Source organism: Vibrio azureus, from assembly GCF_002849855.1.
Lineage (GTDB): Bacteria > Pseudomonadota > Gammaproteobacteria > Enterobacterales > Vibrionaceae > Vibrio > Vibrio azureus.
In genome coordinates this window covers 640,293-653,141 of the sequence record NZ_CP018616.1, presented here as the reverse complement: position 1 = coordinate 653,141, position 12,849 = coordinate 640,293, and the positions used below count along the sequence as shown (strand labels likewise).

The window sequence follows — 12,849 nt, the reverse complement described above, 5'->3', positions numbered from 1 at the left end:
ATATAGAACCCATAAAAAAACCTGCCGCAGCAGGTTTTTTTTAATGACAATAGTTTTTTATCGACAGGTCTTGCCAGAACTTAGCTGGTTAGATCATCGAAGAACTTCTTCACACCGTTGAAGAAACCTTCAGATTTTGGCTTATGCTTCGTCGCTGCATCACCACCGCAAGACTCATCGAATTCTTTCAGTAGCTCTTTTTGACGCGCACTTAAGTGAACCGGTGTTTCAACAACCAGTTTAACAATCAGATCACCAGTACCGCCACCGCGTACGCCTTGAACTCCTTTACCACGCATACGGAACATACGGCCAGTTTGCGTTTCTGCTGGTACTTTCAGGCTGACACGGCCATTAAGCGTTGGTACTTCAACTTCACCACCCAATGCCGCCATTGCAAAGCTCACTGGAACTTCACAGTATAAGTTGTTGCCATCACGCTCAAAGATGTGGTGCTCTTTAACATGAACTTGAACATATAGGTCACCTGCTGGTGCGCCCATTTCTCCCGCTTCGCCTTCGCCAGATAAGCGAATACGATCGCCAGTATCAACACCTGCAGGGATCTTGACGTTGAGTGTCTTGTTCTTCTGTTTACGGCCTTGACCATGACAAGCATTACATGGGTCTTTGATGATCTTGCCTTTACCATGACAGGTAGGACAGGTCTGTTGAACAGCAAAGAAGCCTTGACGCATTTGTACTTGGCCATGACCATGACACGTACCACACGTTTCTGCCGAAGAGCCTTTCTTCGCACCGCTGCCATCACAAACATCACAGTGAGCCAGTGTAGGAACTTCAATCTCTTTAGAGACACCACGAACCGCTTCTTCTAGAGTCAGTTCCATGTTGTAACGAAGGTCTGCGCCACGCTGTGCACGTTGCTGACCACCGCCACGACGACCACCACCAAAGATATCGCCAAAGACATCACCAAAGATGTCGCCAAAGTCACCAGCACCGCCACCAAAGCCGCCGCCGAAACCACCACCGCCTTGTTCAAAAGCAGCGTGTCCATATTGATCATAAGCCGCTTTCTTTTGCGGTTCAGTCAAGATCTCGTACGCTTCTTTTACTTCTTTAAACTTTTCTGCCGCTGATTCATCACCCTGATTACGGTCCGGGTGGAATTTCATTGCAAGGCGTTTGTAAGCCTTTTTAATATCGCGCTCAGAGGCATCACGGCCGACGCCTAATACTTCGTAAAAATCACGTTTTGACATGTTCTTCGTCACCAATTTATTTACTGCAAACGACTCAAATTGCCGCTTGGTGTTGATATCAATCTAGCTAAAGACACCAAAGAACCTTTAGCTAGAAAGACAATCTTGACAAACAGGCGGGCGTAAGAGTTTCCCCAAACGCCCGCACACAAAGTTTTATCAACGCTAGGCGACTGATTCAGCCACCCAGTTAAGAAGTCTTATTTCTTGTCGTCTTTAACTTCTTCGAACTCAGCATCAACAACATCGTCATCTTGAGATGGCTGTGCACCTGCGTCAGCACCTTGTGCTTGCTGAGCTTGAGCTTGCTGTTGAGCAATTTCCATTAGTTTTTGAGCCGCAGCCATTAACGCTTGAACTTTCGTGTCAATCGCTTCTTTGTCTTCGCCTTTACGTGCAGTTTCTAGCTCAGAAATCGCTGCTTCAATCTTCTCTTTCTCGTCAGCTGGAAGCGCTTCACCCGCTTCTTCAATTTGCTTACGAGTACCGTGAATCATTTGGTCAGCTTGGTTACGAGCAGTTGCTAACTCTTCGAACTTTTTGTCCGCTTCTTTGTTTGCTTCTGCTTCTTGAACCATTTTCTCGATTTCTTCGTCGCTTAGACCACCAGATGCTTGGATAGTGATCTTCTGCTCTTTACCTGTCGCTTTATCTTTCGCAGATACGTTCAAGATACCGTCCGCATCAAGGTCGAAAGTCACTTCGATTTGAGGCATGCCGCGTGGTGCAGGCTGAATACCTTCAAGGTTGAATTGACCAAGAGACTTGTTGTAAGTCGCTTGCTTACGCTCACCTTGAAGAACGTGAATCGTTACTGCACTTTGGTTGTCTTCCGCTGTAGAGAACACTTGATCCGCTTTTGTTGGGATAGTTGTGTTTTTCTCGATTAGCTTAGTCATTACACCGCCCATCGTTTCGATACCGAAAGATAGAGGTGTTACGTCTAGAAGAAGAACGTCTTTAACGTCACCAGCAAGTACACCACCTTGAACTGCAGCACCCATTGCGACTGCTTCATCTGGGTTCACGTCACGGCGAGCTTCTTTACCGAAGAACTCAGCAACTTTTGCTTGAACCATAGGCATACGAGTTTGACCACCTACTAGGATAACGTCAGTGATGTCGTTAACAGATAGGTCAGAATCCGCTAGAGCAACTTTTAGTGGCTCAAGAGAACGTTGTACTAGGTCTTCAACTAGAGATTCCAGTTTCGCACGTGTCACTTTGATGTTCATGTGCTTAGGACCTGTTGCGTCAGCAGTAACGTAAGGTAGGTTTACGTCAGTTTGAGAAGTAGAAGAAAGCTCGATTTTCGCTTTTTCTGCTGCTTCTTTAACACGCTGCATTGCTAGTGGATCGTTCTTAAGGTTAACACCTTGCTCTTTGTTGAACTCGTCTACTAGGTAGTTGATTAGACGGTTGTCAAAGTCTTCACCACCAAGGTGAGTGTCACCGTTAGTTGCTAGAACTTCGAATGTTTTCTCGCCTTCAACTTCATCGATTTCGATGATAGAGATATCGAATGTACCACCACCAAGGTCGTATACTGCGATAGTGCGATCACCGCCTGACTTGTCTAGGCCGTAAGCTAGTGCTGCTGCCGTTGGTTCGTTGATGATACGTTTTACTTCTAGACCAGCGATACGACCCGCGTCTTTCGTCGCTTGACGTTGTGCATCGTTGAAGTAAGCAGGAACAGTGATAACAGCACCCGTTACTTCTTCACCTAGGAAATCTTCCGCTGTTTTCTTCATTTTCTTCAAGATTTCAGCAGAAACTTGAGGAGCCGCCATTTTTTGGCCTTGTGCTTCAACCCAAGCGTCACCGTTGTCAGCTTTTACAATTTTGTAAGGCATGATTTCGATGTCACGCTGAACTTCTTCGTCTTCAAAACGACGACCGATCAGGCGCTTGATTGCAAATAGCGTGTTAGTAGGGTTAGTAACTGCTTGACGCTTAGCCGGTTGGCCTACTAGCGTCTCACCATCAGTGTAAGCAATAACAGATGCCGTGGTGCGCTCACCCTCTGCGTTTTCAATAACACGTGGCTTGTCGCCATCTAAAACTGCAACACATGAGTTGGTCGTACCTAAGTCAATACCAATGATTTTACCCATCAGGCTATCTCCAAATAAATTCTTTTTCGTTTAACTCTATCCCCTAATGTGGGGACACTGAACTGGGTTTCAACCCTAGCTCACAAACAAAAATATGTTGTTTGCTTCTCTTATGCACAATAGATAAGGGCATCAAAATACTTTTCAAGGGAACAAATAAAAAAAATCGATTTTTTTTACGAAACTTTATTCATTAAAATCGCGATAACCGACAAGTTCAGGGCCAATTCGCCGTTAACGGCACTAGCAGTTAACAGGGCCAATAAAGGTCATTGAGACGAAAAGTGATACGAAATAATAAATAAAAATCGGGATAACAGACAAGGTGTCAGGAATAAAGAATCAGAAAGAAAAGATAAAGAATAAAAAGCAACGCCTGACAAATAAATTGGCAGGCGTTAGATTAGCGCTCAAGTTATCCAATGTGAAAGCAATGCTCAAAAGCCCTTGATTTCACTTCGGCGTGCTCAGCCCTTGAGAACGTGAATCACGTTACTTAGCAACCATAACCATCGCTGGACGAAGGACACGGCCATTTAGCTCGTAACCTTTTTGCATTACAAACATAACGGTATTTGATTCGTGATCTGGGCTTTCTTGAATCGACATTGCTTGGTGGAATTCAGGGTTGAACACTTCACCTTCAGGGTTGATCTCTTTTAAACCAAACTTCGCCACAACATCAACAAATGTCTTGTGCGTTAGCTCAACACCTTCAAGGATTGGCTTAACAATTTCGTTTTCTGCATCCGCAGCTTGAATCGCACGCTCTAGGTTATCAATAACCGGAAGCAGCTCCTCAGCGAATTTGTTCAATGCGTATTTACGAGCTTTATCGATTTCTTGCTCAGTACGACGACGCATGTTTTCAACTTCAGCTTTAGCACGTAGCACGTCATCTTGCTGCTCTTTTACTTTTGCTTCACTAGTAAGTAATGCCGCTTCGAGTTGAGCAATCTTAGCGTCCGCCTCATCACCCATTTCTTCTAGTTCCACTTCAGCTTGTGCTGCTGCAGCTTCAACTTTTTCAGCCTCTTCGATGATCTGGTCAAGCTCTGCTTCTGTTACTTTTTGTTCTTCGTTGCTCATGATATCTCCAAAATTCAACGGAATGTGCCTCAAGTTATTCATACTTCAAGCACATAAAAATTCGCATATTTAGGTCACTTGCCATTATTATGGGGATGAAGATTCCTGATTCAAGCCTCTTTAGTGCGGAAAAGCTATGAAAAACCCATGTGATGTGATCGCGATTATTGGCAAACCTCGTGATCAACAAGCCATTCAAACCCATAGAGAGCTCTACCAATGGCTAACCTCGGAAGGTTACCAAGTGGTGTTTGACGAGCGTCTCGCTGCTATTTTAGACGATATTCCAAAAGATAAATTTGCCAATTTAGTCAAAATTGGTAAAAGCGCCGATCTGGCTATCGTTGTAGGCGGAGATGGCAATATGCTGGGTGCCGCAAGGATTTTATCCCGCTTTGATATTTCAGTGATCGGCGTTAACCGTGGCAACCTTGGTTTTTTGACCGACCTTAACCCTGACGATTTTAAAAACGCCTTAAAAGCGGTACTCAATGGTGAATATATTGAGGAAGAGCGCTTTTTACTTGAAGCCGAAGTGCATCGCCATGGGCAAATAAAAAGTCATAATGCCGCTCTGAATGAAGCCGTTTTACACCCAGGTCAAATTGCGCACATGATAGAGTTTGAGGTCTACATCGATGACAGTTTTGCCTTTTCATTACGTGCCGACGGCTTGATCGTCTCAACACCGACTGGCTCAACGGCCTATTCTCTTTCAGGCGGCGGTCCAATACTTTCACCAAGCCTGAATGCCATCAGTTTGGTGCCGATGTTCCCTCATACATTGTCCAGTCGACCACTGGTGGTAGACAGTAAAAGACGTATTAAACTGATCGTTTCACCAGAAAATCGTGGTACGCAAGAAGTCAGTTGCGACGGTCAAGTATCTCTGCCAGTTTCTCCCGGAGATGAAATCCATATTTACCAAAGCCCTAATGTTTTAAAGCTGATCCACCCGAAAGATTACAGCTACTACCATGTTTTACGTAATAAACTGGGCTGGTCAAGTAAGCTGTTTTAGCCCTTATTGCACCTCATAGAGCCTGCTCAGTACTGGTTTTTCCAATCGGTACTGAGAAAACGTCTGCCTGTCTCGTTAATCAACCTGTGCCTTTTTCATCAAGCGTGTTAAGTCCCTAAAATACGCGTCTGCGGTTCGAACAAGCTATTTTTTTGATTTCCCTGAGTAACCACGCCCTGTAACTCTGACCTTGTGCACGCTTCTTTAACTGCTTTTTTAACGCTCTTAGAAGGATTTTAATCAGTAACAACCCAAGTGAATAAAAGATCACATTTAGCCAATAATCACCATAACCTTTACGTTAAGGTAATTATCATTAGTCGATATCACAAAGAGATGCAAACCTCATTTCTTAAAAATAAATTAAGTTACTGATTAAAAGAAAATTCCCTAAAACCCCTTCTACCTCTTGATAATAAATTCATCCACAAAACATATAATTAACGAAAATTTCACATAAATATTGATAAACATCACAATTTTAGTCGTTATAACTGTAATTTTTATGATCTAGAGAACAAAAGTTAATCCATTTCACTTGAATACAAAACTATCAACTAATAAGTTGCTAACATGGAATTTAGTAGAGCGGATGCACTACATAAAAACACAACATCAAAGTAAGGACACAAAATGAAAAAAATAATTATTCTGTCCGCCATCAGCACATCGCTTCTTGGCTTATCAACAGCACAGGCAAAACACAATGATCAGCACGTATCGTTGAATCCTTCACTCATCAAGGCCGAACGGATCTCGGATCAAAAACGTATCCTTGCTCGTACACTCAGCCAACACTACGAGCAACTGGCTCCACTGCTCCACGCCACTATTGATGAAGAAAATCCCCAAGCGCCACTGAGCGTATTCTTAGATCATCAATCTCAGCTCGCTTTTACTCAGCAAATGGTCCAAGCCGATGAAAAAATTCGTCAATGGAAAGGAATTGAAAATGAAGCCAGCGAATTACTTGAAGTGCGCTTAGCGAATAAAAACAGTCTTAATGCTTGGCAAGATACGAACGTAGAGCCGCTGTTTGCTTATGAGCCCAGTGGTGATGATTCTCAATGGCAGTACATTGAAGCGTTTGATGTGTATGGCAATGTGCATCAGCTTAATGTCTATCAAGCACCAGAAGTTCCGGTATTTGTGATCGACAGTAACAGCGACACTGAGCTCAAAGCCGGCCTGAATGTTATGCGCGCTAAAATTGAGCAAAGAAGCAAAGAACTGTTTAAAAAACACAAGCAAGACGAAAAGCAATCCGTACACTCTCCATCGGCGTTAACACCGGATCAAAAACTGGCCACGGCACCCATTCAAACCACTCAATTGAAAAAGATTCGCCTAGAATACGATCAAGAACCGTGGATTTCTGGCCGCGCTGAAGTGTTTGCGTTGGTCAATGGCGTGAACCCAAGTCGCGACACCCCTACCCTTGATTTGGTTGAAATGCCTTACCTTGATTATGACAAAACGGATTATTTCCCAGACCAAGTCGTGGTTCACTGGTCACGTTACCGCTGGGGCGCGGCAGACATTGTATTAATGGAGCAAGATGACGGCACCAACTATGCAGAGCTGGCGGTGTTATTAATGCAAGTCGCCGAGGAAGTCTTAAAATCCATTCCAGATCCAGAGGTACAAGGTTATGCCATCATTCCTCAGATCACGACCAAAATCATTCAAGCTTTGCCAGATGGTGCCCTAACCAATGATGATGATTTCGTCGATGTGTTTTATACCATCATGCAAGACAGCAGCTATGTTGACCATCCGGCTGCAGGCGGCAATGCCGTCGTCACATTAGAACCACTCGAAATCGATCCAACCCGTCCTTAACGATGAGTTTCATTAAAGGAGGGTTCTATAAATAGAGGGCTCTATAAACGGTAAGCCTCATTTCGCCCAAAAGAATGGATTGAATGAAACATTGCCCACCTTAATGTAAGGTTCCTCAAATTACGCTTCCCCAAGCGAGCAGTGGACTGATTTTTCGGTCCACTGTTTTTATCTCATACCTCTCTGGCCTCTCCTTTTTTACTTGTTATTTATCAACTTAGATCTTGCTATCTGTATAAAACCTCATCACTTGAATGAAAAAAATACCTGGATCACTTTACTGTATAAAGAAACAGTATATACTGTTTTCTTATACAGTATTGTTTAGTTATACAGGTGAATGAAGATGCTGGCTCATCTGAGTGTTAATAATTTCGCAATTGTTAAGTCTCTACAACTCGACCTTGCAAAAGGCATGACAACCATTACCGGTGAAACTGGCGCAGGTAAATCCATCGCGATTGATGCATTAGGACTTTGCCTAGGCGGGCGCTCTGATGTCGGTATGGTGCGTCAAGGTGAAGAAAAAACCGAGGTCAGTGCCGCGTTCTTGCTTGAAAACAACCTGCACGCAACACGCTGGTTAGAAGATAACGACTTACTTGACGGCAGCGAATGCATTTTACGCCGCATCATCACCAAAGAAGGTCGTTCAAGAGCTTACATTAATGGCAGCCCGGTACCGCTGTCACAACTTAAGTCGCTTGGGCAAACCTTAATCAACATTCATGGCCAGCACGCTCACCACCAGTTAATGAAGAGCGAGCACCAAATGGCAATGCTTGACCAATACGCAGGTCACTTTAACTTGTTAAAAAGTACGCGTAGTGCCTATCAACGTTGGCGTCAGGCCGACAATAACCTCAAACAACTGAAAGAAAACAGCCAACAGAATCAGGCTCAAAAGCAGTTGCTTGAATACCAAATTAAAGAATTGAATGAGTTATCTCTAAATGAAGAAGAATTTGCAGAGCTCGATCAAGAGCACAAACGATTGTCCAACAGTGGCGAACTTGCTGCTACCTGCCAGCAAGCCATCGAGCTTATTTACGAAGGTGAAGAAGTCAATGCGCTTGGTATTTTGCAATCAGCCAATCACTCCTTAATCCAACTTGCAGAGCTGGACAGCAAACTGGCTGAACTGCCGAACATGTTGGCAGAAGCGATGATCCAGTTAGAAGAAACCAACAACGAACTGCGTAGCTACCTCGACGGCATAGAGGTTGACCCAGGCAGAATGGCTTATGTGGAAGCACGTTTTTCTAAAATCATGTCCATAGCGCGCAAGCATCATGTGGCACCAGAAGAACTGTATCAACACCACCAAGATTTGCTTGCTCAAATTGAAGCGCTCGATTGCTCAGATGAAAAATTAGACGAGCTAGAACAAGAAGTCGCAGAGCAATATCAACGTTTTCTGACTCAAGCAGAAAAGTTGTACAAATCTCGCAGTCGCTATGCCAAGGAACTCAATAAGTTGATCACCCAAAGCATGCATGAATTGAGCATGGAAAAAGCCCAGTTCAGCATCCAAGTGCAAAACGACAGTAAGCACCCCTCACCACTTGGAATGGATAACGTGTGCTTTTTGGTATCAACCAACCCGGGTCAACCTCTACAACCGATCGCCAAAGTGGCTTCTGGGGGTGAACTATCACGTATATCTCTTGCGATACAGGTGATCACCGCACAAAAAGTCGATACGCCAAGTTTGATCTTCGATGAAGTCGACGTGGGTATCAGTGGTCCAACAGCCGCCGTTGTTGGCAAAATGCTACGTAAACTGGGCGAGTCAACCCAAGTGATGTGTGTCACCCACTTACCGCAAGTCGCAGGTTGTGGCCACCAGCAAATGTTCGTTGCCAAACACAGCAAAAACGGCCAAACCGAAACTCAAATGCATTGCTTGGATCAGCAACAGCGTATCGCTGAACTGGCTCGCTTGCTAGGTGGCAGCCAAATCACCGATTCCACTCTGGCCAATGCCAAAGAGCTGTTAGTCGCGGCGTAAATACGTCGCGGCCTCACGCATCAATCAGCTACGGCGTGAACAACCAATTACCGCAGTAACCATTTGAACTAGGGTGCCGTCTCAATATACCCAAATAAAAAATAAAATAAAATAATCATAAAAGCGGAACGGCTACCCTACCTCACGGGTAGGAAATCGGCTCGAATTGAGCAAAATATCGTGAATAAATGCAACTCAACTCAAAATTCGTTGTCTGATTGCCTACCATACGACGCATAGCTTTTTACATCTGCGTCTAGCTTGTTTATTATCGGCAAAGAATTTTAAAGGTTACTAAGAAACGATTATGCAATTAAAGAAGTGGTTCGTTGCCGTACCATTAGCAATGACATTGCTGACTGGATGCTCGGTTGTAGAAAAGCTGGTTTATCGCATTGACATCAACCAAGGCAACTATGTCGAACAGTCTGCGGTTGATAAGCTTAGATTTGGCATGAACAAAACCCAAGTGCGCTTTGTTCTTGGCTCTCCAATGTTGATAGAAAATGGCTTCCCAAACACTTGGTATTACATTTACTCTCATACACCGGGCCACGAGAAAACAGAACAAAAAGACTTAATCGTTAAATTTAACGATAAAGGGACTTTGGAAGACATCTCCGGCGATTTCCCAAAGAGCGCTCAGTTTTACGATAAAATTCAGTAAAACGTCGCTGATATCATCGCATAAAGATGAACTCACACCGATAAAAAAACCTCCAGTCGTGGAGGTTTTTTTGTATTCTTTTTCGCTCAAAGCTCTGCGTCAACAGAGTTTATAGCGTTCGCTGATTGATTAGTTGCCGGACTTCTTACTCGCCTCGGCCTCTTGTTTGGCTTGTTCTACCCGTTTGCGCCGAATCTCTTTCGGGTCTGCCAGCAGCGGACGATAGATTTCAATTCTATCTTTATCACGAACGGTAGCATTCAAACGCACGTTGCGGCTATACACCCCAACCTTATTCTTTTTTAAATCGATCTCAGGGTACAACTCCAGCACCCCAGACTGCCGCACAATCTCTTCAACCGTGGCTTTATTATTCACCACCAAGTTGAATACACGCTGCTCTTGAGGAAGCGCGTACACCACTTCAACGTGGATCATATCAGACTCAATACTCATAAAGCGGGTATACCTGTTTTGCACGTTGAGTGAAAGCATTGACCATATTATTGGTCAGCTCGTTAAAGATCTTGCCAAAAGCCATCTCAATCATCTTGCTGGAAAATTCAAATTCCAGTTTGAGCTCAACTTTGCAGGCATTTTCGTCTAAAGAAGTAAAGAACCACCCACCTTTGAGCGCTTTAAATGGGCCATCGACCAAGTTCATCATGATCGCTTCGTTCTCGACTAACGAATTTGAGGTAGTAAACGTTTTACTGATGCCGGCTTTCGATACGTCGACAGAAGCAACCATAGCATTGCTCGAAGATTCAATGACACGCGAGCCAGAACAACCAGGTAGAAACTCATGGTATTTACTCACATCATTGACCAGATCGAACATTTGTTCCGCACTAAAAGACACCAAAGCAGAACGGCTGATTTGCTTCATAAATTCTCCTACCGATACCAAATCATCTAAACTCTGTGATCCTCATTTTACTTTTATTTGCTCGTAGCGTAAATAAAAGGATTTCCTATCCGATATCCAACCCGTATAATGGTGCCATTATGGTAAAGAAAAAATCAAAACAAAAAGCGGGTAGTAACACTATCGCGCTCAACAAAAAAGCTCGCCATGAGTATTTCATTGAAGATGAAATAGAAGCAGGCATGGAGCTCCAGGGATGGGAAGTGAAAGCCCTTCGCCAAGGTAAAGCCAACATTGCTGAAAGTTACGTTTTCATGCGTGACGGTGAAGCCTTTGTGAGTGGCATGACCATCACTCCTCTTAATCAAGCATCAACCCATGTGGTAGCGAACCCTACCCGTGTTAGAAAACTGTTAATGAGCCGCCGTGAGCTGGACAACCTATTAGGTCGTATTAACCGTGAAGGGATGACGCTAACCGCGCTTTCTTTATACTGGTCTCGCTCTTGGGTTAAAATCAAAATCGGTGTGGCGAAAGGTAAAAAGCTTCACGACAAACGTACTGATCTAAAAGAAAAAGATTGGGCACGTGAAAAAGCGCGTGTAATGAAAAGCGCACTGCGTTAAAATTAACCACTTAAACGTATAGTACTGGACAGCCAAGGGTTTTCTGTTACTATTCGTTCACTACCTCTGGGGCTGATTTAGGATTCGACGGGAATTCAGAAGTCTGAGGTGCATGCCGTGGGGCGGTTGGCCACGTAAAAAGCCGCAAAAAAATAGTCGCAAACGACGAAAACTTCGCACTAGCAGCTTAATAACCTGCTCAGAGCTCTCTCGCCCTAGCTTCCGCACGTAAGACGGGGACCAACGAGAGATCAAACCCAAACGCGCTAGTCCGGATTCTCCCGCCTGAGAGATGAACGACGAATTATAATTCAGGATAGTCATTCATTAGCGTGTCGGTTCGCAGGTGGGTGGTGAATGTAAAGATCGACTAAGCATGTAGTACCAATGATGAAAGGTTTTCGGACGCGGGTTCAACTCCCGCCAGCTCCACCAAACGTTTGGAAAGGGCCAACTCGAAAGAGTTGGCCCTTTTTGTATCTGCATTTTTTACGTACGATGGATTGACCCTGCCTAACCAATGAAGAACGCAGAAAGCACGGTATCCCACGAACAGAAAAGATGTTAGCTCTACTGGAATTAATGAAGCCAGTCAGCGATCATGAAGCGTTTATTTTCCTTTGAGGCCGCGAGCCGAAAAATCCATGTAACGGCCAATGTGACATTGAAACGAAAGGGGTTTGCTGGATATTTGGTTAGCCACAGCCTACGCTCGCTGGCTAATACAACACTCAATGAACAAGGTTTTGATTCAGATTTAATTGAAGCAGCTCTAGCGCACATGGACGACAATCAGGTTCGAAGTGCCTACAACTGTACTGATTATCTAGAACGACGCAGATCAATGATGTGCTGGTGGAGCAGACATACAGAAGAGGTAGCCTCTCAGCGACTGGGCAGTTAAAAACAGTCTAACACATAGATTCCACCAGCTCACTATAATAGGAAACAGGAGTTTTTGTACTTAAAAAGCCTTGGCACATGGAAAGTAGATACCCCCAGGCATGCCCGGGGTACTTACTGGTTACAACGCTAAAGCGTTGACCAAAATTACAAACAGCTAAAAAAACTAACGGGACAGGCACATTAACTTCCTATCTAGGTGGGGTGTTATATCGCAGATTCCAATGATGATGATCCTTGCAACAACTGGAGCTTCTGGTTGGTACTCTACTCCATTTGGAAGATTTGAATTTGTGCATGTTGAACACTCCTCTAAACAAATAGAGCAGCAGACGTTAGACGCCGGTCGTCCAATACGCATAGCTAAAAAAGAATGGGCATATCGAGACCTGAAAGGAGTAAAGCGCAACCTACATCTAATTGACTATGTTGCGCTATTTACTGATGATTAAGCCTACATATATAGACTTGCGCATGAA

The 12,849-nt window shown here is 44.2% G+C and carries 11 protein-coding genes, 1 other RNA gene and 1 pseudogene; 8 read left to right on the top strand and 5 right to left on the bottom strand.

The genetic code is table 11. From position 1 onward, the window contains the following. Window positions 1-80: 80 nt before the first annotated feature. From dnaJ to grpE, 3 genes are all read right to left on the bottom strand, one after another. Complete coding sequence (gene dnaJ / locus BS333_RS03105; protein ID WP_021709223.1) at window positions 81-1,226, bottom strand: molecular chaperone DnaJ; 1,146 nt, start codon at window positions 1,224-1,226, stop codon at window positions 81-83. 200 nt (window positions 1,227-1,426) lie between these two features. Further along, window positions 1,427-3,343 carry a molecular chaperone DnaK gene (gene dnaK / locus BS333_RS03100; protein ID WP_021709224.1) on the bottom strand — a complete coding sequence of 639 codons (1,917 nt, stop codon included), beginning with the start codon at window positions 3,341-3,343 and terminating at the stop codon, window positions 1,427-1,429. A 492-nt stretch (window positions 3,344-3,835) separates the two neighbouring features. Next, window positions 3,836-4,432, bottom strand: a complete 597-nt coding sequence (gene grpE / locus BS333_RS03095; RefSeq protein ID WP_033003574.1) for a nucleotide exchange factor GrpE — start codon at window positions 4,430-4,432, stop codon at window positions 3,836-3,838. Between the two features lie 136 nt (window positions 4,433-4,568). Here grpE and nadK point away from each other — a divergent pair, with 136 nt between their 5' ends. The 4 genes from nadK (at window position 4,569) to bamE (ending at window position 9,973) form a co-directional block, all read left to right on the top strand. Then, window positions 4,569-5,453, top strand: a complete 885-nt coding sequence (nadK, locus tag BS333_RS03090; protein WP_021709226.1) for an NAD(+) kinase — start codon at window positions 4,569-4,571, stop codon at window positions 5,451-5,453. 633 nt (window positions 5,454-6,086) lie between these two features. Further along, window positions 6,087-7,295, top strand: a complete 1,209-nt coding sequence (locus BS333_RS03085) for a DUF3103 domain-containing protein (protein WP_021709227.1) — start codon at window positions 6,087-6,089, stop codon at window positions 7,293-7,295. Between the two features lie 346 nt (window positions 7,296-7,641). Beyond that, window positions 7,642-9,306 carry a DNA repair protein RecN gene (gene recN / locus BS333_RS03080; RefSeq protein ID WP_021709228.1) on the top strand — a complete coding sequence of 555 codons (1,665 nt, stop codon included), beginning with the start codon at window positions 7,642-7,644 and terminating at the stop codon, window positions 9,304-9,306. Window positions 9,307-9,613: 307 nt separating this feature from the next. Beyond that, window positions 9,614-9,973 (top strand): outer membrane protein assembly factor BamE, encoded by a 360-nt coding sequence (gene bamE, locus BS333_RS03075; RefSeq protein ID WP_021709229.1) that lies wholly within the window; start codon window positions 9,614-9,616, stop codon window positions 9,971-9,973. Between the two features lie 129 nt (window positions 9,974-10,102). Here bamE and BS333_RS03070 read toward each other — a convergent pair whose 3' ends face one another. After that, window positions 10,103-10,429, bottom strand: coding sequence for an RnfH family protein (locus BS333_RS03070; protein WP_033003575.1), 327 nt, complete (start codon window positions 10,427-10,429; stop codon window positions 10,103-10,105). Then, complete coding sequence (locus BS333_RS03065; protein ID WP_021709231.1) at window positions 10,419-10,862, bottom strand: SRPBCC family protein; 444 nt, start codon at window positions 10,860-10,862, stop codon at window positions 10,419-10,421. The genes BS333_RS03070 and BS333_RS03065 overlap by 11 nt, the downstream gene beginning before the upstream one ends. A gap of 119 nt (window positions 10,863-10,981) precedes the next feature. Between BS333_RS03065 and smpB the strand changes: the two genes are divergently transcribed. The 4 genes and pseudogenes from smpB to BS333_RS03045 all read left to right on the top strand — a co-directional run bounded on the left by smpB (window position 10,982) and on the right by BS333_RS03045 (window position 12,822). Then, window positions 10,982-11,467, top strand: a complete 486-nt coding sequence (gene smpB, locus BS333_RS03060; protein WP_021709232.1) for an SsrA-binding protein SmpB — start codon at window positions 10,982-10,984, stop codon at window positions 11,465-11,467. A 68-nt stretch (window positions 11,468-11,535) separates the two neighbouring features. Then, window positions 11,536-11,902, top strand: a transfer-messenger RNA (tmRNA) gene (gene ssrA / locus BS333_RS03055). Between the two features lie 93 nt (window positions 11,903-11,995). Further along, a pseudogene (locus tag BS333_RS03050) lies at window positions 11,996-12,371 on the top strand (tyrosine-type recombinase/integrase); the annotation flags it as partial. A gap of 223 nt (window positions 12,372-12,594) precedes the next feature. Further along, on the top strand, window positions 12,595-12,822 hold the full coding sequence (locus BS333_RS03045) for a hypothetical protein (protein WP_021709234.1): 228 nt from the start codon (window positions 12,595-12,597) through the stop codon (window positions 12,820-12,822). Window positions 12,823-12,849: the final 27 nt, after the last annotated feature.